This window comes from Deinococcus maricopensis DSM 21211, assembly GCF_000186385.1.
Classification (GTDB): domain Bacteria; phylum Deinococcota; class Deinococci; order Deinococcales; family Deinococcaceae; genus Deinococcus_B; species Deinococcus_B maricopensis.
In genome coordinates, this window is the sequence record NC_014958.1 from 2,136,656 (window position 1) to 2,156,218 (window position 19,563).

At 70.7% G+C, this 19,563-nt stretch carries 17 protein-coding genes; 10 read left to right on the plus strand and 7 right to left on the minus strand.

The features are described from left to right. Nucleotides 1-9: 9 nt before the first annotated feature. From DEIMA_RS18420 to DEIMA_RS09955, 3 genes are all read right to left on the minus strand, one after another. Nucleotides 10-1,023: a GAF domain-containing protein gene (locus tag DEIMA_RS18420; RefSeq protein WP_013557127.1), complete on the minus strand. Its 1,014-nt coding sequence runs from the start codon at nt 1,021-1,023 to the stop codon at nt 10-12. Between the two features lie 205 nt (nt 1,024-1,228). Beyond that, entirely contained in the window at nt 1,229-2,431 is a 1,203-nt protein-coding gene (locus tag DEIMA_RS09950) for a macrolide family glycosyltransferase (RefSeq protein ID WP_013557128.1), read from the minus strand. A gap of 113 nt (nt 2,432-2,544) precedes the next feature. Continuing rightward, nucleotides 2,545-3,849, minus strand: a complete 1,305-nt coding sequence (locus tag DEIMA_RS09955; protein WP_013557129.1) for a lasso peptide biosynthesis B2 protein — start codon at nt 3,847-3,849, stop codon at nt 2,545-2,547. Between the two features lie 123 nt (nt 3,850-3,972). Here DEIMA_RS09955 and DEIMA_RS18270 point away from each other — a divergent pair, with 123 nt between their 5' ends. Both DEIMA_RS18270 and DEIMA_RS09965 read left to right on the plus strand, forming a co-directional pair. Further along, nucleotides 3,973-4,539, plus strand: a complete 567-nt coding sequence (locus DEIMA_RS18270) for a hypothetical protein (protein WP_013557130.1) — start codon at nt 3,973-3,975, stop codon at nt 4,537-4,539. A 315-nt stretch (nt 4,540-4,854) separates the two neighbouring features. Next, entirely contained in the window at nt 4,855-5,049 is a 195-nt protein-coding gene (locus tag DEIMA_RS09965; RefSeq protein ID WP_013557131.1) for a hypothetical protein, read from the plus strand. Nucleotides 5,050-5,100: 51 nt separating this feature from the next. On the opposite strand, the gene DEIMA_RS09970 is transcribed toward DEIMA_RS09965, so the two are convergent. Both DEIMA_RS09970 and kamA read right to left on the minus strand, forming a co-directional pair. Continuing rightward, the gene (locus DEIMA_RS09970; protein ID WP_013557132.1) at nt 5,101-6,480 is read right to left on the minus strand and encodes an acetyl ornithine aminotransferase family protein; all 1,380 of its coding nucleotides are present in this window, start codon (nt 6,478-6,480) and stop codon (nt 5,101-5,103) included. A 67-nt stretch (nt 6,481-6,547) separates the two neighbouring features. After that, nucleotides 6,548-7,969, minus strand: coding sequence for a lysine 2,3-aminomutase (kamA, locus tag DEIMA_RS09975; RefSeq protein ID WP_013557133.1), 1,422 nt, complete (start codon nt 7,967-7,969; stop codon nt 6,548-6,550). Between the two features lie 185 nt (nt 7,970-8,154). Between kamA and DEIMA_RS09980 the strand changes: the two genes are divergently transcribed. The 5 genes from DEIMA_RS09980 (at nt 8,155) to DEIMA_RS10000 (ending at nt 13,467) form a co-directional block, all read left to right on the plus strand. After that, the gene (locus DEIMA_RS09980) at nt 8,155-8,616 is read left to right on the plus strand and encodes an Lrp/AsnC family transcriptional regulator (protein WP_043817287.1); all 462 of its coding nucleotides are present in this window, start codon (nt 8,155-8,157) and stop codon (nt 8,614-8,616) included. Nucleotides 8,617-8,655: 39 nt separating this feature from the next. After that, complete coding sequence (locus DEIMA_RS09985) at nt 8,656-9,765, plus strand: alpha/beta hydrolase (protein ID WP_148234944.1); 1,110 nt, start codon at nt 8,656-8,658, stop codon at nt 9,763-9,765. A 138-nt stretch (nt 9,766-9,903) separates the two neighbouring features. Next, nucleotides 9,904-11,481 carry an L-glutamate gamma-semialdehyde dehydrogenase gene (locus DEIMA_RS09990; protein WP_013557136.1) on the plus strand — a complete coding sequence of 526 codons (1,578 nt, stop codon included), beginning with the start codon at nt 9,904-9,906 and terminating at the stop codon, nt 11,479-11,481. A gap of 34 nt (nt 11,482-11,515) precedes the next feature. Next, nucleotides 11,516-12,022, plus strand: a complete 507-nt coding sequence (locus DEIMA_RS09995) for a DinB family protein (RefSeq protein WP_043816637.1) — start codon at nt 11,516-11,518, stop codon at nt 12,020-12,022. Between the two features lie 146 nt (nt 12,023-12,168). Further along, complete coding sequence (locus tag DEIMA_RS10000) at nt 12,169-13,467, plus strand: aminotransferase family protein (protein WP_013557138.1); 1,299 nt, start codon at nt 12,169-12,171, stop codon at nt 13,465-13,467. A 109-nt stretch (nt 13,468-13,576) separates the two neighbouring features. On the opposite strand, the gene DEIMA_RS10005 is transcribed toward DEIMA_RS10000, so the two are convergent. Continuing rightward, entirely contained in the window at nt 13,577-14,335 is a 759-nt protein-coding gene (locus DEIMA_RS10005; RefSeq protein ID WP_013557139.1) for a WecB/TagA/CpsF family glycosyltransferase, read from the minus strand. Next, nucleotides 14,332-15,114 (minus strand): 2-phosphosulfolactate phosphatase, encoded by a 783-nt coding sequence (locus DEIMA_RS10010; RefSeq protein ID WP_013557140.1) that lies wholly within the window; start codon nt 15,112-15,114, stop codon nt 14,332-14,334. Before DEIMA_RS10010 ends, DEIMA_RS10005 begins: the two co-directional genes overlap by 4 nt. Before the next feature lie 173 nt (nt 15,115-15,287). Here DEIMA_RS10010 and DEIMA_RS10015 point away from each other — a divergent pair, with 173 nt between their 5' ends. Genes DEIMA_RS10015 through DEIMA_RS10025 form a run of 3 tightly spaced genes read left to right on the plus strand, consistent with a single transcriptional unit; the run spans nt 15,288 to nt 19,193 of the window. Next, nucleotides 15,288-15,965, plus strand: coding sequence for a Crp/Fnr family transcriptional regulator (locus tag DEIMA_RS10015; protein ID WP_013557141.1), 678 nt, complete (start codon nt 15,288-15,290; stop codon nt 15,963-15,965). Continuing rightward, nucleotides 15,962-17,527 carry a bacillithiol biosynthesis cysteine-adding enzyme BshC gene (gene bshC, locus DEIMA_RS10020; protein ID WP_013557142.1) on the plus strand — a complete coding sequence of 522 codons (1,566 nt, stop codon included), beginning with the start codon at nt 15,962-15,964 and terminating at the stop codon, nt 17,525-17,527. Before DEIMA_RS10015 ends, bshC begins: the two co-directional genes overlap by 4 nt. 52 nt (nt 17,528-17,579) lie before the next feature. Then, on the plus strand, nt 17,580-19,193 hold the full coding sequence (locus DEIMA_RS10025) for a chloride channel protein (RefSeq protein WP_013557143.1): 1,614 nt from the start codon (nt 17,580-17,582) through the stop codon (nt 19,191-19,193). The last annotated feature ends 370 nt before the right edge of the window (nt 19,194-19,563 follow it).

The following is a 19,563-nucleotide window of genomic DNA, read 5'->3' on the forward strand; positions in this document are numbered from 1 at the left end:
GCCGGGCCCTTATGGGCGCGGACGCGCGAAAGCGGCCCGTACCTGCCGAGCTGTCAACTCCAGCAGCGCGCGCTCGTTGAGCGTCCACGCGCGCCGCGCGAACCGCAGCGCCACCAGCAGGTACGTGCTGCCGTGCACAGCGCCCACCGGCACCCAGGCGGCCCCCTGCACACGCACCTCGGCCTGCAACGGGAACGGCGCCGCCAACGGCTGCAATGCGTACTCGTCCACGTACTGCGCGTCCGCCAGGGTCGGGAGCGCCTGCGTGAACACGTCGTCCGCCGCCCGCAGGTACGCCTCCAGCCGCGACACTTCCACGTCAAGGTCGGCTGGAACGTGCGCCGAATGCACCCGCACCACCCCAGCCCCGAACTGCACCAGGCCTACCCAGTCCACATCCAGCGTCTCGCCCACCACCCTGAGGGCCGCGACGCCCGCCTCCACCACCGAGTCCGCCTCCACCGCCCCCTGCACCGCCTGCACGGCCTGCACGTACCGTTCGTCCTCCACCTCGTTTGCGGTGTTCATGAGGCGCAACTGGCGGGCCTCCAGCACATCCACGGTCAGGGCCGCGAGGTCCTGCAACGTTTCGAGCGCTTCCTCACTGACGTCACGGGGCGCCTGATCCACGATACACAGCGCGCCGATCCGGTGCCCGCCAGCAGTGGTGAGCGGCACGCCGGCATACAGACGAATCCCCGGCTCACCAAGCACCAACGGGTTCGACGTGAAGCGCGGATCCTGCGTGGCATCCGGAACGACCAGCGGCGCGTCCTGACGGATCGTCCAGGCGCAGAAGGCCTGCTCACGCGGCGTGTCGCCCCGCGACAGCCCCACAGCCGCCTTCGCCCACTGACGATCCACGTCAATGAAGTTGATCGCCGCCATGGGCACATTCAGCAGGCGCGCTGCGAGACGCACGATACGGTCGAAGCTGGCCTCGGCAGCGCTGTCCAGAATGGAGGTGCGTGCCAGGTCAAAGAGCCGCGCAGGCTCATCGGGCGGGAGAGAAGCACCGGACATGCCTCAGTGTGCCGCACCGGGCAGGCCGGCGTCGTGTGTGCTGGATCAATACGCCACCCCTGAGCGGCCCTCGCCATTCCGGGCAAAACGAGCGAGGGGTGCACCCAGGCGGGCCGATGGGGTGCACGGAGAGGCCGCCGGGCGCTGCCAGCCGCCTTCCCGGCTGGCGCCGCGCGCCTCCACGGCACCCGGGGACCCTCCGGCGTCAGGCCTGCCCGGCCATCCGGGCCTCTATGACAGCTGCAGCGCGCGTGGGACCGCCGGCCTGCTCGAACGCCTGCCGGAGCGCACGGCAGCGCGAACGCACCGCTGCGTCGGCCACGAGGGCGTCCGTGGCGGCCCTCAGGTGCCGAGCACGCCGCTGGAACGGCAGCAGATTCCGGCCCACACCCAGGGCCGCCACGCGCTGCGCAATCGTGAACTGATCCGCCGCCTGCGGCACCGCGACCACCGGGACCTCGTGAGCCATGGCTTCCGACACGCTGTTCATGCCGGCGTGCGTGATGAATACCGCCGCGCGGGCGAGCACGTCCAGCTGCGGTACGTACGCCCGGGCATGCATGTGCGGCGGCAGCGGCCCGAGCGCTGCCGGGTCCGTGCTCTGCCCGACCGACAAAATCACCTGATACTGCCCATCCGCGAACGCATGAACGCACTCACGGAAGAAATCGAGTTTGTGGTTGAACACGGTGCCCAGCGAGACGTACACCAGGGGCCGCTCGTCCAGCCGGGGGAGGTCCGTGGTGGCCTCGCGGGCGCGGGGCGCGACGGACGGGCCCACAAACTGGAACCGCTCGCCGAAGCGTTCCGCGTGCGGCTGGAAGGCGCGCGCAGTGCACACCAGCACGTCGTCCCCGTCCATGGACAGCAGATCAAACTGGGTCCGAAGGTCCGCCTGGCGGTACTGACGCGACAGGCGTTGCGTGGTGCGCCGCACGGCCAGCACCTCGCGGGCACCCTGCAGGGGAGCGCCGGCGAGGTCGAGGGCCATGAGAACGGGACGTGGGGGCAGCACGCCCGGACCCAGCGCGAAGCTGCTGCTGAGGTTCACGGTGGGAAGCTGAAGGGTGCGCGCCACGATGCGACCCCAGAAGCACATGAAGTCGACCATGACGCACGCGGGGTTGAGGTCTTGCAGCTCCTTGAGGAGCTGGGGCAGCAGCGTTTCGGCACAGCGTGCCTGCTCAAGGGCGTACGCGCTCAGCCGGGGCCGCGGCGCCCGCTCGACAGGCGTGAAGTCCCAGGGCACGGCGCGCCACTCAGCGCCCGTCGCTTCGATCTTCTGGCGGACTGCCTCACCGCAGTAGTACACGACGCGGTGGCCGCGCCGGACCAGTTCAGCAACGATGGGCAGCGTGGGGTGAACGTGGCCAAGGGCCGATAATGTGAAAACGGCAACAATGCTCATACGCTGTTCTATCAGCAGCGCTGATGGTCCCGTACTGCCCGGCCAGACAAACCCGCAGTCCCACGGCTCCTGGCAGAACGCACCTGCCCCGGCAGCCCAGGCGCAGGCGACCCTCAGCGTTCGGGGCTGACCTTGAACGTCACCCGGTAGGCGTCCCGCACCCTCGGTTCCTCGAAGTCACGCAGTTCCCGTGGCCACTCCACCCATGCGTGCCCGGCAATGCCGTCCGCCGCGCGGCGAACACCACTGACGAATGTCGCGTGCAGGCCACGGCGCAGAAGCGCGTGGTACAGCGCGAGCGAGCGCGGCAGGCACACACCACGTTCACTCGCGTGGGGGTACAGCAGCCGCGTCACCCACGTGACGCCACGCACGGCAGACACCACCTGCGCGAACTGCGGCCCACGCGAACTGCGGAGGGTTAGGCGCTGCGGGGCGGCGCGCACGTCACCGCCTGCGCGTACTGCTCGGTGCGCCCACAGGATGTCCGGTGTGGCCATGAGCACATCATGCGCGGCGACCGGCAGCGTCCGCCATCGGTACCGCCGCTGCGCGGCGCGGGCATTCAGGCCGTCCCGTCGGAGCGCCGCGTCATTATCCGCGCGCGCGTGGGGTTCGTCGAGTGTGAGCGTGCCGGCCCACGGGTTTACGCGCTTCAGGAACGCCGCCCAGGTGTGCGCCGCTCCGAGGGCCGCCGCGCGCCGCGCGACCTGCTCGGGCTGCACGCTGAAACGCTCGTGCAGTGCGCGCAGGTCGAGGTAATCGGCGGGTTTCGGCTGACCGGCGTCCGCGCTCCAGCAGCGTGTGAGGGCGACCAACAGCGCGGCGTCCACGGGGGTGAGCACGCGCGCGCGGGCGTCCCCAGGGCCACGTCGTGCGCGTCGTGAATCATTGCCCGCGTGACGCGCCGGACGTGGGCGTCGCGGCCCATACCGAATCCGGTGATGCAGCGGTGCACGTCGAGGCGCGCGTGCCCGCTGGGGCTGTACGCGTGAGCGACCTCGTGCGTCCACAGGGCGCGCGTCGATCAGGCCGTCGTCCGTCCAGCCGTGGTGCCGCGCCACCAGGAGCGCGCGCGGAGCGTGCGGCGCAGGGAGCCACAGGTCCACATCCCCGTAGGGGCGCGCGGCTGGGTCCGCGTGCGTGAAGAGGGCGTGCGCGAAGCCCTTCAGCAGCACGGGCGTGATCCCGGCGGCGTTCCAGGCACGCAGCAGGAAGGTGACGTCCGCACGGACGCGCATGTGCCGGGCGAGCAGCGCAAGCCGTGGGCGGTCCAGCGCGGCCCGCAGCGGGTGCGCGTCCGTGAGCTGCGCGCGGATGGCGGCGGCGAGCCCGAGCGCGATCATGGCGGGGGCGTCTTCGAGGCGCAGGTGGTTGGCCGGGCCGGTCAGTGCGCGCGCGAGGGCGTCAGGGGTCACGCCCTGACGATAGCGCCCAGCCCGTGCATACGGCTTCAGCGTTCCATGGGTGCCGCGCTCGGTGGTCCGGCCTGCTTGCGGGACGCCCTGCCAATGCAAGCAGGGTGCCTTTACGCTCACGGTATGGTTTCTCGTTTTGTCCGCTGGGGGGCAGCCCTCGCCCTCGTTCTGTCTTCCGCTGTGCACGCCGAGACGCAGGAAAAGCGGATTCCTGGCACGAAGGCGTTCTACTGGGCTTTCCGGGATCCGTACACCGGGCAGAACATGGGGACGGTCATTCTGGACGCCGAGCAGACCAACCGCGCCAGCCTGTTCATGAAGTGTCTCGGGGACGGCAACCTGAACTTCTTCGTTTCGACACCGGTACGGCTTCTGGCGGACGATGACCGCCCGTACGACCTGCGAAAACAGATCGGGAACCTGTACCGCGTGACGGTGCAGTTCGGCGCGGAGACGGTCACGCCCACGCTGGGGATCGTCGGGTACCTGCCGGTGCAGACGCAGGCGCTCGCGTTCGACGAGGACACTTCAGCCCGCATCTATAGCGCGTTCGTGGAAGGCCGCCTTGTAAAGGTCCGCATCGAGGGGCGCGGGGGGGCACTGCAGCGCGACCTGAACGTGTCGTACACCTTCTCTCCCGAAGGGTTCGTGGACGCCTCCGAGGCCGTGGACGCCTGCGACGCGGGCTGAGCCCTGGCGAGCGCGCAGTCCGAGGTGGGACGGCCCCGGGGTGGCGCACATTGAGGGGCGTGCTCCCGGACAATCCACAGGAGTGAGAGGGCACGCAGGATGGAAGGGCACGGTGTGCCGCCTCTCCGGTTTCGAGGGGCGCTGGCCATCGCCGCTTCAGGCGTCAAGATGGCCCGCGCGGGCCACTGACGCTGCGCTGCGCACCGTGTTTTGTCATCAGGCTCTAAGGATCAGGGCAACGTTTCTTCAAGGAATGCGTCATGCAAGGGTCAGTCTGGCTGCCTACACTCAACTCATCTAAGGAGGACGGAGCACATGAGCAACTTCATGATTTATATGATCGGGATCATCGTTCTGATCGTCGCGCTGTTCATTGCGGGGAACACCTTCGGGTGGCCGCAGTCGTATGTGCTGATCGGCGCGGTCATCCTGCTGGGGATCGGCATTCTCGCGGGCGTCACCAGCACGAAGCGCCGCGACCCGCCCGCCGGCGACCCCCCCATCCGCTAACCCCACAGGAGAAGGCCCCACGGAGTGTCCGTGGGGCCTTCTCCTGTGGGGTTACTGCAGGCTGCGGAGCGTTTCGCGCATGATGTTCAGGCCGGTTTCGGCGTCCTCGCGGGTGAGGATCAGCGGCGGGCTGATGCGAATGACGGATTCGCCGCAGTCGAGGTTCAGCAGGCCGCGTTCGAACATCGCCATGCTGGCGGCGTCGCGGAGTTTCCCGTCGGGGCTGCCGTCGGGCTTCACGAACTCCAGGCCGATGAAGAGGCCCTGGCCGCGCACGTCGCCGAGGAAGGGGAATTCGGTCTGCATGTCGCGCAGTTCGCTGAGGATGTAGTCGCCGACCGTGCGGGCGTTGTCCATCAGGTTGTCGCCGCAGCCGGGGTGTTTCACGGCGCCTTCGAGCAGGTCCAGGGTGGCGTGCGCGGCGGCGGCGGCGACGGGGTTCCCGCCGAAGGTGCTGCCGTGCGACCCGACGGGCCAGGTCATGACGCTTTCTTTGGCCATCATGGCGCTGATGGGCAGGCCCGACGCGATGCCTTTGGCGAGCGTGATGATGTCCGGCTGCACGCCGTCGAAGTTCTGGTAGCTGAACATCTTGCCGGTGCGGCCCATGCCGGCCTGCACCTCGTCGAAGATCAGCATGATGCCGTGGCGGTCGCACAGGGCGCGCAGGCCAGGCAGGAAGTCGGCGGGCGGCACGATGTACCCGCCTTCGCCCTGCATGGGTTCGACGATGATCGCGGCGACCTCGTCGGCGGGGATGACCGTCTGGAACAGCACGTCTTCCAGGTAGTTGAGGACAGCCTGACCGCACGTTTCGGCGGTGCTGCCGAGGGGCGGGCGGAAGGGGTTCGGGTACGGGACGTGGCTGACGTTCGGGAGCAGCGGGCCGAAGCCGCGTTTGTACTTCGTTTTGCTGCCGGTGAGGGTGATGGCGCCGTACGTGCGTCCGTGGAAGGAGCCGATGGTGCTGATGATGTGGCTGCGGCCGGTGTGGTTGCGGGCGAGTTTCACGGCGGCCTCGACGGCTTCGGCGCCGCTGTTGCCGAGGAACACGCGCCACTTCTCATGGCGGCCGTCCGGGAGGGTGCGCTCGACGTGCCGCACGAGGCGCTCGGCGAGGCTGGTGGTGATTTCCTGCGGGTAGTCGGTGAGGCACACGTGCGCGAAACGCTCGATCTGTGCCTGCACGGCCTGCACGACGTGCGGGTGGGCGTGGCCGGTGGTGCTCACGGCGATGCCGGCGAAGAAGTCCAGCATGGTGTTGCCGTCCACATCGGTGAGCCACACGCCTTCGCCGCGGTCGGGCACGAACGGGTAGGGGCGCATGTAGCTGGTGGAGAGGTGCTTCGCGTCGCGCTCCATGATGGCCTTGGTGTTCGGGCCGGGCAGGGCGGTTTTCAGTTCGGGTTGGCGGGCGGTGGTGGCGGTCATGCGAACTCCTTTGGGGGCAGGGCCGGAGGGTGGTGCCCCTCGGCCCTGTGGGTGGTGCGGGTGAGGTTCAGTCGGCGCTGTGGGCGGGCTCGGGTTCGTTGGTCATGCCGTCCGGAGCAGTGTCCGTGACGGTGCTGGTCCCGCCGACGCCGAACGCCTGCCATTTGTCCTCGCGGCTGTTCAGGCGGTGCTGCATGGCGCCGGGGCGGACGCGGCTCTCGCTGAACTCCTTCGGTTCGATGCTGATGCGTTCGCCCTGCATCAGGCCGTACACGCCGCTCTGACCAGGTTCGTGGCGCACCCATTCCTGCGGGACGGCCATGTCCGGACCGGTGTAGTCCTCGGGTTCGGTGTACGCGGCGATGTAGCCCTCGAAGTTGCGGAGGATGACCTTGCCGCCGCCCTGCGCGAGGACGTAGTTCGGCATGACGGGAATCTTGCCGCCGCCGCCGGGGGCGTCCACGACGTACGTGGGGATGCTGTAGCCGCTGGTGTGGCCGCGCAGGCTCTCCATGATTTCGAGGCCTTTGGCGACGGTGGTGCGCAGGTGGCCAGCGCCGTGCACGAGGTCGCACTGGTAGATGTAGTACGGGCGCACGCGGATCTTCACGAGTTCACGCATGAGCTTCTGCATGATGACCGGGTGGTCGTTCACGCCGCGCAGCAGCACCGCCTGGTTCCCGAGGGGCACGCCGGCGCGGGTGAGGCGGTCGCAGGCTTCGGCGACTTCCGGGGTGATTTCCTTGGGGTGGTTCACGTGGATGTTCATCCACACGGGGTGGTTCTCGGAGAGGACGTCGCAGAGTTCCTGTGTGACGCGCATGGGCATGAACACGGGGACGCGCGTGCCGATGCGGATGATCTCGATGTGCGGGATCTTGCGGAGTTCCGCGAGCAGGCCGCCGAGGACCTTGGGCGCGAGGGTGAGCGGGTCGCCGCCCGAGAGGAGCACGTCGCGGACCTGGGGGGTGTTGCGCAGGTACTCGAGCTGGAGTTTGTACTCGTCGGGTTTGAAGGTTTCGGTGGGGTCGCCGACGATGCGGCTGCGGGTGCAGTAGCGGCAGTAGCTGGCGCACTGCGTGGTGACGAGCATCAGCACGCGGTCCGGGTAGCGGTGCACGAGGCCGGGCACGGGGCTGTGCTTATCTTCCGCGAGGGAGTCCTCCATCATGCTGGTGAAGTTCTCGAGCTCGTGGTGCGTGGGGATCACCTGGCGGCGCACCGGGCAGGTGGGGTCCTCGGGGTCCATGAGGGACGCGAAGTACGGCGTGATGTCGAGGCGGAAGATGCCGTCGGCGCTGGCGCCCTGGCGTTCGCTGTCGGTGAGGCGCAGGACTTCTTCGAGTTCCTCGACGCTGTTGATGCGGTTCTTGAGCTGCCATTTCCAGTCGTACCACTGTTCGTCGGGGACGTCGGCCCATTTGGGCGCGCGGTGGTTGCGGGGCAGCAGCATCTGGCTGCGGATGGTCGCTTCGGGGTGCACGGTCATGGCGGCTCCTTGTGGGGGAAGGGGTCGGTGGGTGGGCCGCGCGGGCGGCTTGAGAACGCTGTTCATTCAGTGTATGGGGGCCTAACACACGTTTGAATGTCGGGCGCGGGGGTCGTGGAGGCGTTTCGGCGGTGGCGCGAGCCCCGGACTTCCCGCCCGGCTTTACATTTGTTAAGATGTGGTTCATGAAGAATCACGGCGGTCCACTGGACGCCATCGATCAACGGGTGCTGACTGAACTCCAGCAGGACGCTCGCCTGAGCATGCGTGAACTGGGTCGCCGCGTCGGCCTGAGCGCGCCGGCCGTCACGGAACGCGTGCGCCGCCTGGAGGACGCCGGCGTCATCCTCGGCTACGGCGCGCGCGTCGCCACGAAACCCCTCGGGCGCGGCATCACCGCCTTTATCGGCGTGCAGGACAGCGGCAAACGCGACCCGGAACTCCTCAAGTGGGCGCAGAAACGCGACGGCGTCATGGAGTGCCACAGCGTCACCGGCGAGAACTCCTGCATGCTGAAGGTGGCCGTGCCGGACGTGCAGGCCTTGGAGGACCTGCTCGGCGAACTCATCCACCTGGGGTTCACGTGCAGCACCAGCATCGTGCTGAGCACGCCGCTCGCCACGAAGATGCTCCTGCCCCCCAGGTAACGCCCGCCCCAGCAGGCACGCCCGGCATACACTCCGGGCGTGCCTGCTTCGTTTCAGCCTTCGGCGATCCTGACCTTTCAACTGACACGCGTGCCTGCGAGAACATCGACAACGCAGCCGCTGTGGCTTACGGGCCGCCACGTGAACTGGCAGGACCGGGCGGACGGCTGGCAGATGACGCCCACGCCCGGCGGGTGGACGCTCACGCGCCCGGTGCCGCTCGGGACGCTGCTGGAGTTCAAGGTGCGCCGCGACGACGGCGTGGAGGAAGGCGACGTTCACGGCGGGCGGGCGCTCGCGCACCAGCACGTCGTCACCGGGGACGCCACCGTCCCCTTCGAAGTGACCGGCTGGCAGAACGGTCAGGGAGGCGCGCGGCCCTCCACGCGCCCGGCGCGCACAGTGGCCTTCACGCTGTGGTCACCGGAACTGCACGAGGACCGGGAGGTGCTCGTGCACCTTCCCCCGTCGTACCCGGCGGGTGGACCGTATCCGGTGCTGTACCTCCACGACGGGCAGAACATGTTCGACGAGGCGACCGCGTTCTCGGGTGTCACGTGGCGGGCGGACCGCGCGGCGGACACCCTGGCGCGCGGCGGCCGGGAGGTCATCCTGGTGGCGGTGCCGTGCGGCCCCCGGCGCTCGCAGCTGTACACGCCGTTCCGCAGTCGCGTGAACGCCTACGCGCCCTTGGCAGACGCGTACCTCGCGTTCCTGACGGGCACGCTCAAGGCGCACGTGGACCGCACGTACCGCACGCGCCCGGAGCGGCCCTTTACGGGCGTCGCCGGGTCATCGTTTGGGGGGCTGATCAGTCTGTACGCGGCGTTCACGCACGCGGACACGTACGGCGCGGCGGGCGTCTTCTCCCCTTCCCTGTGGGTGGGAGATCACGAGGTGTGGCCGTGGCTGGCCACGCGGGCGCGCGGCGCGGACCGCGTATACGTGGACATGGGCACGCATGAGGGGGACGACGTGGACGCGTCGCGGATGCTGGTGCGGCACGCGCTTGCCCTCGCGGACACCCTGAGCGACAAGGGCAGCCGGGTGCGCGCGCAGGTGGGCGAGGGGCACTGGCATGACGAGGTGGCGTGGGCGGAGCGGTTCCCGGCGTTCCTGCGCTTCTTCCTGGAGACTTGCCGAGCGTAAAGCGAGCGTTCATGAAAGCGGCACGGGCGCTCAGCGGCGCCGCCCGCTTTTTTCCGCTTGAGAACGCGCTTGAGCACGCCCGCGAACGCGTGTTAGGCTCGCGGCAATCCGACCCGGATGCCCACAAAGGAGACGCGCATGACCAGCACCCTCATGGACGGCCTGCTGCCGTTCCAGCACGAACCGTACTTCAACTACGCCGACCCGGCTGTCGCCGACGCGCAGCGCGCCGCCTTCCGCGACGTGCGCGCCCGTTACGTCGGCCGGACCTTCCCGCTGCTCCTCGACGGGCAGCCCGTGGAGGGCCCGTCCACCTTCGAGGTCCGCAACCCCGCCGACACGCGCGAGGTCGTGTGGCACTTCCAGAGCGGCACCGCCGAGCAGCGTGAGCAGGCTGTCGCGGGCGCCCTGCGCGCCTTCGAGACGTGGCAGTTCAGTGACCCGCTGCAGCGCGCCAGCATCTTCCTGCGCGCCGCGCAGCTGCTGCGCGCGCGCCGCATGGAATTCAACGCCGTCATGACCCTCGAGAACGCCAAGAACTGGGCCGAGGCGGACGGCGAGGTCGCCGAGTGCGTCGACCACTTCGAGATTTTCGCGCGCGAAACGCTGAAGTGGGCGCAGGGCAAGGCCGTCTCCCCCATGCCGACCGAGCACGTCACGACGGTGTACGAGCCGCTGGGCGTCGTCGTCGTCATCAGCCCCTGGAACTACCCGGGGGCGATTCCGCTGGGCATGGCGCTCGGCGCCATCGCCGCCGGCAACACCGTCGTGTGGAAACCCGCGAGTGAAACGCCGCTCAGCAGCCTGCTGCTGGTCGAACTGCTGCACGAGGCGGGCCTGCCGCGCGGCGTCATCCAGTTCGTGACCGGCAGTGACGACGTGTACGGCGATCCGCTCGTGGACCACAAGGACGTCCGCATGATCGCGTTCACGGGCAGCAAGGAAATTGGCAGCCGCATCTACGAGCGCGCCGCGAAGGTCCAGCCGGGCCAGCGCTGGCTCAAGCGCGTCATTGCCGAAATGGGCGGCAAGGGCGCCACCGTCGTGTGCGCCGACGCGGACCTCGACGCCGCCGCGACCGGCATCGTGCAGGCCGCGTTCGGGTACGCCGGGCAGAAGTGCAGCGCGTGCTCGCGCGTCATCGCCGAAGACCGCGTGTACGACGCGCTGCTTGAGAAGGTCAAGGCCCTGACCGAGCAGCTCACCGTTGGCCTGCCCGAGGACAACGCCCCGGTCGGCCCGGTCATCCACGCGGGCAGCGCCCAGCGCATCCTCGGGTACCTGGAGCGTGGGCAGCAGACCGCCCGCCTCGTCACGGGCGGCGCGCGCGCCGACATGGGTGACGCGCAGGGCGGCTACCTGCAGCCGACCATCTTCGCGGACGTGCCCAGCAGCGACCCGCTGTTCCAGGAGGAGATCTTCGGGCCGGTCCTGGCGTTCACGCGCGCCGCCGACTGGCAGGACGCCATCCGCCTGTCGAACGACAGCGAGTACGGCCTGACGTCGTCGTTCTACAGCCGCGACCCCCTGAAGATCGCCGAGGCGCGCCGCCGCATGCACGTCGGGAACCTGTACATCAACCGCAAGTGCACGGGCGCGCTGAGCGGCACGCACGCGTTCGGCGGGTACGGCATGAGCGGCACGAACGCGAAGGTCGGCGGGCCGGACTACCTGTTCTGGTTCGTGCAGACCAAGACCGTCGCGCAGGCGTACTGAAGTTCGCCGCGGCCGGTCTGGCACAATGACCCCCATGACGACCCCTCCTGACGACCGCGCCGCGCGCGCCCAGACGGCCCTCGCCCGCCTGATCCCGAAACTCTTCCGGGGCGGGCAGGCGTTCGTGGGCGTCGAGCGCGCCCTCGCGGGCCTCGACGCCGACACCGCCACGCGCCGCGCCGACGCACTCCCGCACTCCGTCGCGGAACTGCTCGCGCACACGAACTGGTGGCTGGGGTGGATGCTGGACATCATCGAGACCGGCGCGCCCGTCCCGTACCCCCAGCACGCCTCGGACACGTGGCCGACCGTCACCGCCGAGCAGTGGCCGGCGCTCAAGAACGCCTTCTACGACCTGCTGACGCGCGTGGACGTGCACGCCGCCCGCCCGGACCTCGCGAACCCCGTGAACCACGAGGAAACCATCGGGGAGCTCCTCGCGGACATGGCGCTGCACACCGCGCATCACTTCGGGCAGATCATCAGCGTGCGGCAGGCGCTCGGCGCGTGGCCCCCTCCGGGCGGCGGCGACACGTGGTGACCCCCACCGCGTAACGGGCAGCGGCGACCACAGGGCGTCCGGCGGTCAGTCCCAGCCCGATTCAACCCGTTTCCTTCTTCCAGCGCAGGACGTGCGGGCCGTCCCCGTGGCTCCGCGCGGTCCTGCCGCTCACCTCAAGGAGCCCCATGAGCAGTGTCTTCTACCGTTCCAAGAAGCCCTATCCGGTCGCGGTGCGCGGCGAGGGCGCCTACCTGATCGACGAGCACGGTCGGCGCTACCTGGACGGCGCGTCCGGCGCGCTCGTCGCGAACCTCGGGCACGGCAACGCGCGCATCGCGGACGCCATGCGCGCGCAGGCGCTCACGCTGCCGTTCGTGCACGGCTCGCAGTTCACGTCTCCGGTGCTGGAGGCGTACGCCGCACGCCTCGCCGGGCTCCTCTCCACGCCCGGGTACCGATTTTGGGCGGTGTCCGGCGGGTCCGAGGCGACGGAAAGCGCCATTAAACTCGCGCGGCAGTACCACGCGGAACGCGGGGACACCGGGCGGTACAAGATCATCACGCGCCGCCCCAGCTACCACGGCGCGTCCCTCGGGTCGCTCGCCGCGAGCGGGATGGGAGCGCGCCGGGAACTGTACACGCCCCTCATGAACGATGCCGCGTGGCCGAAAATGCCCAAACCCGACCCTCAGCTCGATGGCCGTGAGGACGCGCGCCGCCTTGAAGCGGTCATTCAGGAAGCCGGCGCGGGCACGGTCGCGGCGTTCATGGCCGAGCCGGTCGTGGGCGCCTCCGACGCCGCGCTCGCCCCAAACAGCGGGTACTACGCGGAAATCGCGGCCATCTGCGCGCGGCACGGCATGCTGTTCATCGCGGACGAGGTCATGACGGGCCTCGGGCGCGCCGGGAGCCTATTCGCGACGGCGCAGTGGGCGACCCCAGAGTGGAACGGCACGCCGGACATCGTGGTGCTCGGCAAGGGCCTCGCCGCCGGGTACGCGCCGCTCGCAGGCCTGCTGGCCAGCCCGGACGTCTACGACACTGTCATGGGCGGGTCGGGGGCGTTCAAGCACGGCTTCACGTACGCGGGGCACCCCGTGAGCGTCGCGGCGGGCGCGGCGGCGCTGGACATCCTGCAGGAACAGGACCTCGTGACCCGCAGCGCCACGCTGGGCACGCGCCTGCTGGACGGCCTGCGCGACCTGCAACGCGAGGCTCCGGCAATTCTGGAAGTGCGCGGGCGCGGCCTGATGCTCGGCCTGGTGCTGGGCGACCCGGACACCGGCGAAGCCTACGCCGCCCCCGGCATCGCGGAGCGTGTGGGCCGCGCGGCCATGGCCGCGGGCCTGATCACGTACCCGGGGTCGGGCGCGGTGGACGGCGTGCGCGGCGACCACCTGCTGCTCGGGCCGCCGCTGACCCTGCAGGACACCGAGGCGGACGAGCTGCTGGCGCTCCTGCGCGAGGCCTTCCGCACCGCCTGAAGGCCGACACCCAACTCCCGGCCGGTGCGCTGCCGTGCGGGGCTGGGGACACAGCAGATCAGGAGGGGGCCGCCATCGTCGCGGCCCCCTCTCCCTGCGCGGTCCGGCTTCAGGCGGGCCGGGTGCCCTGTTTCTTCGCGGCCTGCACGAGCCGCACGAACTTCAGGAGGCGGGGCGCGCGGTTCCAGCGTTTACGGTTCCCGGCGACGCGCCAGATCCATTCGACGCCCGCGCGCCGCGTCCAGCCGGGCGCGAGGTCGGCGGTGCCTGCCAGCACGTCGAGGGTGCCGCCCACGCCGATCATGACGGGTACGTTCATGACCTGCCGCCAGTACTGGTTGAAGGTCTCCTGCCGGGGGGCGCCCATGCCGCTGAGCAGCAGGTGGGCGCCGCTGTCGCGCACGAGTTCCGCGACGCGCTGGTCCTCGCTCATCTCGAAGTAGCCGTGGTGCACGCCGGCGATGCTGACGCCGTGCTGCTCCTGCGCCTTGCGGGCGGCCGCTTCGGGCACGCCGGGTTTCCCGCCGAGGAAGAAGACGCGCAGGGCGGCGCCGTGGCGGGCCATCAGGTGCGTGGCGAGGTCGAACCCGGGCGCGCGGGGCACCTCGGTGCCGCGCAGTTGCCGCGCGGCCCACTGGATGCCGACGCCGTCGGCGGTGACGAGGTCTGCGACGCGAATGGCGCGGCCGAGCGTCTCGTCGGTGCGGGACTGCACGACGATTTCCGGGTTGAGGGTGATGACGGTGTGCGGCTCGCGCTGCGGCGCGAACATCCAGGCGCTGAGCTGGTCGCTGGCGGCCTCGAGCGTAACAGGGTCGAGGGGGAGGTCCAGCAGGTCGAGGCGCGTCGTGGTGGGGTCGGTGGTCATACGGTGGGGGTCTCCGTCGGTCGAGCGAGGGCGGTGAAGGTGTGAACGGCGTGCTCGTGCTGGCGGGTGATGTGCGCGAGCACCGGGACGGTGGGCGTCTGGCCGATCAGGCTGGCGACGGCGAGGTCCTCGTGCAGGCCGAGGCGCATGAGGGTCTGGCCGCTGCGGGATTGCGCGAGCGCCTCCTGCGGGTCGGGGTAGGCGCGCAGCAGGGTGCGGGCGAGGTGCGCGCTGCCGCCGACGTTCAGGGGAACGGCGCGGACGCGCGCCTCGCGTTCGATCAGGTCGGTGATCAGCGCGGCGCACACGATGTCCTCGGTGGCTTCCTCGCCGCGTACGCCGGCGCACACGACGCGAATCTCGCTGGTGGCGAGGTCGAGGGCGGCGCGCGCGGCGGCGGGGGCGTTCTGGAAACTGCCGAGCAGCAGCGTACGTGGCGCGCCGGTTTCGGTGAGGACGTCGAGGGCGCGCGGGCCGTTTTCGCTGGTGAAGACGGTGTCGCGCTCAAGGGTGGCGGCGCGCAGTTGCGCGGGGCTGGCGCTCAGATGGAAGCCCTGCGGGGGGAGGCCGTCGCGTTCGCCAGCGAGCAGCAGGTCGTTCGCGGCGGCGTACGTACGGGCGGCTTGGAGGGAGGCCGTTACGTGCAGGCGCGGGTCGGGGGTGCTGCGGGTGCGGACGTCGAGGACGATGGGGGCGCAGGTGGTGGCGCGCAGCACGTCGACGAGCAGCACGACGTCCTGTGCGCCCGTACGCGGGAGCAGATCGAGGGTGAGTTGCATGGGTCCTCCGGAAGGCGGGGATGAGGGGATGACCGGCAAAGTGCGCGGATTCTACCACGCAGCCTGCGGAGCGCTTTCCGTAGCGGTCCGTTCCGGTGTCAGCGGCACCCCGCACGAGCTGAATCGTGCATTGCGCTTCGTTCTGGTGTAGGCCAACTCCCAATACTGGGCGCATGCTGCCCGAGTTTCTGACTGCGTTGCCCGAGGACGGACGGGCCGCCGTGCTGTCCGCCTGCCGTCACGGTGCGTGGTCCCGGGGAAGCCTGCTGTACCACAGCGAGGACGCTGCGGACACACTCTTCCTGCTGTCAAAAGGCTACGTGCGCCTGTACCGCCTGGGGTCCGGCGCGCGCGAGGTGACCGTGAACGTGCATGGCCCCGGGGACCTGCTGGGCACCGGCGCGGTCGCGCCCGGCCGCGCGTACGGCCTGGATGCCGAGGCCATGGAGGACACCGAGGCGCTGCTGCTCGGCGGGGAACTCCTGCGGGACCTCGTGCGCGCCCACCCGACGCTCGGCGTGGCGCTGAGCGCGCAGCTGACGCGGCAGACACGCTCGCTGCAGGAGCGCCTCACGCATCTGGTGTTCCTGGAAGTGTCGCAGCGGCTCGCGCTGGCGCTGCTGGACCTGGCCGTGCAGAGCGGCGGGGACCTGACTGCCGGACCGGTCGCGCTCAGCAACCGCATCTCCCACCAGGACCTCGCGCACCTCGTGGGCAGCACCCGCGAGACCATCACGAAGCTGCTGGGCGAGTTCAAGGCGCGCGGCATTCTGGATCTCGGGTACCGCCGGATCGTGATCATGGATGAAGCGGCGCTGCGGGCCGCCGCGAGGGAGCCACTGAGCGCGTGAGGAGCATTGCCGACGCTTACCGCGCGGGCGATCTGCCCGCGTTTTTCAGGCTCACGCCCGACCAGTTGACCATCGCGGACGCGCACACGCGCCCGGATGTGGACCGGGGCCGGCTCGTGGAGGCCCTGCGGGCGTACCACGCGGACCTGGGCACGCTGGACCGGTTCGTGGAGGCGCAACTGGCGCGCCTCGCGGACCCGGCGGCCATGACGGTCGTGACGGGGCAGCAGGCGGGGCTGCTGGGCGGCCCCGCGTACAGCGTGCATAAGGGCGCGGACGCCCTGCTGCTCGCGCGCACGCTGAACCGCGAGGACCGGCCGGTGGTGGGGGTGTACTGGGTGGCGAGCCAGGACCACGATGCGGACGAGGTCGCGTCCGTGACGGTCGTGGACGCGGGCGACGAGGTACGGCGCCTCACGCTGGACCTGCCGCGCGGCGTGCCGGTGGGGCGCGTGCCGTGGCGCGCGGCGTGGACGGCCGAGGTCGTGGCGTTCCTGAACAGCCTCGACGTTCCGGACGAGCACCGCGCGCGCGTACTCGCGGACGTCACGTGGGCGGCGGCGGGTGAGCGCTCCTACGCGGACGTGTTCGCCCGTTTGCTGCACCGCACGCTCGGGCCGAGCGCCGAGCGTGCGGACGGCGTGCTGCTGTTCGACCCGCTGCACCCGGCGCTCGCCGCGCTGTTTGTGCCCGCCCTCGAACGCGAACTGGCGCAGCCCACCACCGGCCCCGCGTGCATTGAGGCGGCGGCGGGCGCACTGGAACGCCTGGGGTTCACGCCGCAACTGCGGCGTCCGCCGGGCAGCACGAACCTGTTCCTTGAGGGTGACGACGGGGTACGCCGCCTGCTGCGCGCCGAGGGGCGCGCGTTCGTTGCGGAGCGCCCCTACACCCGTGAGGAGCTACTGGCCCTTGTGCGCGCTGCGCCGGGGCGACTGACGCCCGCCGCGGGCCTCCGCCCGATCCTGCAGGACGCCGTGCTGCCCACAGCCGCGTTCGTGGTCGGGCCGGGCGAGATCGCGTACGGCGCGCAACTGCGCGAAGTGTACGCTCTGCATGGCCTGGAGCAGCCGCTGCTGTGGCCGCGCCTGAGCGTCACGTGGCTGGAACCGAACGTCGCGCGGCTCCTCACGCGTTTCGGCGTGGACGCCGGGGCGTTCCAGCGTGACCCGGAAGGCAGCCTGGGCCGCGCGCTCGCGCGCGAACAGGGCGCGCACAGCGTCACGCAGGAGCGCCTGGACGCGGTCCGCGCCCTGTTCGACGCGACGGTGGCGGACATCGCGCAGCTCGACCCAACCCTCGCGGGCGCCGCCACCCGCACGCGGGACCGCAGCCTCGCGCGCCTCGCGCGGCTGCAGACGCAGGCGGCGCGCGCCCTCGCGCGGCAGGAGAACGACCGCGCGCGGCAGCTCACGCGCCTGCGCGCCCATCTGCTCCCGAACGGCGCGCCGCAGGAACGCGAGGCGGCGTACCTGACCTACACCCTCAAACACGGGGACGCCCCGCAGAAGCTGCTGCTGGCGCTCACGCCGGGCGCCCACGCCACCCTCACGATCCCTTGATGCCACCACGCAAGTGACGGCGTCCACGCGCCGCCCGCGCTAAGATTCGGGCGTGCGCTCCAATCTTCCCCGTGCCGTCCTGACCCGCCTGGAAACAGGGCGGCTGGTCGTGTACGCCCTCGTGGCGGGCGTCATCGTCGGCGTGCTCGGCGCCGGGCTGCGCGCCGCGTTCGGCTGGCTCGGCCCGCACGTGGGGCAGATCATCGGGTACACGCCCCCCGGCACGCCCGGCGAGGGGGGCCTGCTCATGGCCTTCAGCACCGGCACCCCGTGGGGCCTGCTGCTGCTGCCCGTCGTGGCGGCCGCGTGCGCGCTGCTGTTCCCCGCAGCGGGCGGCGACAGCCTCGCGCAGCTCGTGAACGGCTACCACACGCGCGGGCAGTGGCCGCGCGCGCTCGATCAGGTGCGGACGCTTGCCGCGGCCGTGCTCGGCAGCAGCGCCGGCCTGCTGATCGGCCGGGACGCGGCCTTCACGTCCGTCGGGCAGCTCAGCGCGCGCCTGCTCGCGCGCCTCACGCGCCTCGACGCGGTCGAGTTCCGCACGCTGACGCTCGCGAGCGCCGGCGCGGCCCTCGGGCTGGTGCTGCACGCGCCACTCGCCGCCGCCGTACTGATCGCCGAGGTGCTGTACCGCCGCTTCGAATTCGAGTTTGAGGTGCTGATGCCGTGCGTGCTCGCGGCGGTCGCTGCGTACGCTGTGTACGGCGTGATCTACAACTTCGACCCGCTGCTGAGCGTGAACACGCTGCAACCCCCAACGGCCGCGCAGGTGCCCGCGTACACCCTGCTGGCGCTCGGCATCACGTTCACGGCGTGGGCCGCGATGCAGGTCAGCCGCCTGCTCCCGGACGCCATCCTGGCCGGCTGGTGGCGCGTCGCGGCGGCGTTCGCGTTCGGGGCGGTCACGGCCCTCATCGCGTGGGGTACGCCCGAGGTGCTGGGCGGCGGCGCCGGCTGGCTGCAGCTGTCCGTCAGCGGGTTCGTGGCGGACGAAGGCATCGGGTACGGCGCGTGGCGGTGGGTGCTGCTGGCCCTCGGTGTGCGCCTGTGCTTCGGGGGCGGCGTGCTCCCCAGCGTCGCGATCGGCGGCCTGCTCGGCGCGGGCCTCGCGAACGCCGTGCCCGGGCTGGCGCTCGACCCGGTCGTCGCGGCACTCGTCGGCGCTGTCGCATTCCTGACGGTCACGATCAACACGCCCGTCGGCGCGACGCTGCTCGCCACCACCTGGGGCGGGGACGCCATGCTGCCAGCCGCGCTCGCCGCGAGTGCCATGGCGCACGCGCTGAGCGGCAACCTGAGCCTGATTCCCGGCCAGGTCCGCTCCCGCGCGGACAGCCCCGTCCACCAGGCGGCCACCCTGCCCACCGAGGTACTTCGCGACCCGTCGGACGTGGCCATCGAGGGCCTGCCGGAACCCGAAGGGGCCGAGCAGCTGTACCGCCTCGCCGTCCCGAGCGCCTGGGCCGGGGCGCGCGCGAACGTCGTGGCGTGGCCGGACGGCGTGACGTTCGTGGGCGTCGTCCGTGACGGCGACGTGCACCTCGTCGCGGACGACGAACCGCTCGGGGCGCACGACGAACTGGTGCTGCTGGCCACCCCGGACGCCTTCCGGGTGCTGGAGGCCAACCTCAGTGTGCAGGCGAGCCCCGTCACGCCGACCGCCTGAGCCGGCAGCGCCCCAGAATCCCCAGGGTCGTTCGCCGCGCCGCAGCGGACGTCTGACAGGGATGAGGACAGCCACGTCCACTGACGCCGTGCCCACACGCGGGCAGCTGCGCCGGGAGGGCCCGACGATCATCACGCGGCCGCTCACTCGTCTGCTTCGTCGGCGGCACGGAGCTTTCTCGCAGCCCACCTCGTTCCCTGCGTACCCCTTCTGCGTCATCCCCTGAAGCCGTTACGGTGTACGCATTGGTGGGAGGTTGCCGCCTCCTGGGCGTCTTCTCTGCCGAAACCCTGGGCCCACAGCTCAGAAGGCCTTTCACAGCGAGCGGCTTTGTCAGGGCCAGGCGGCGAGCCCTAAGGAGCTCACCGCC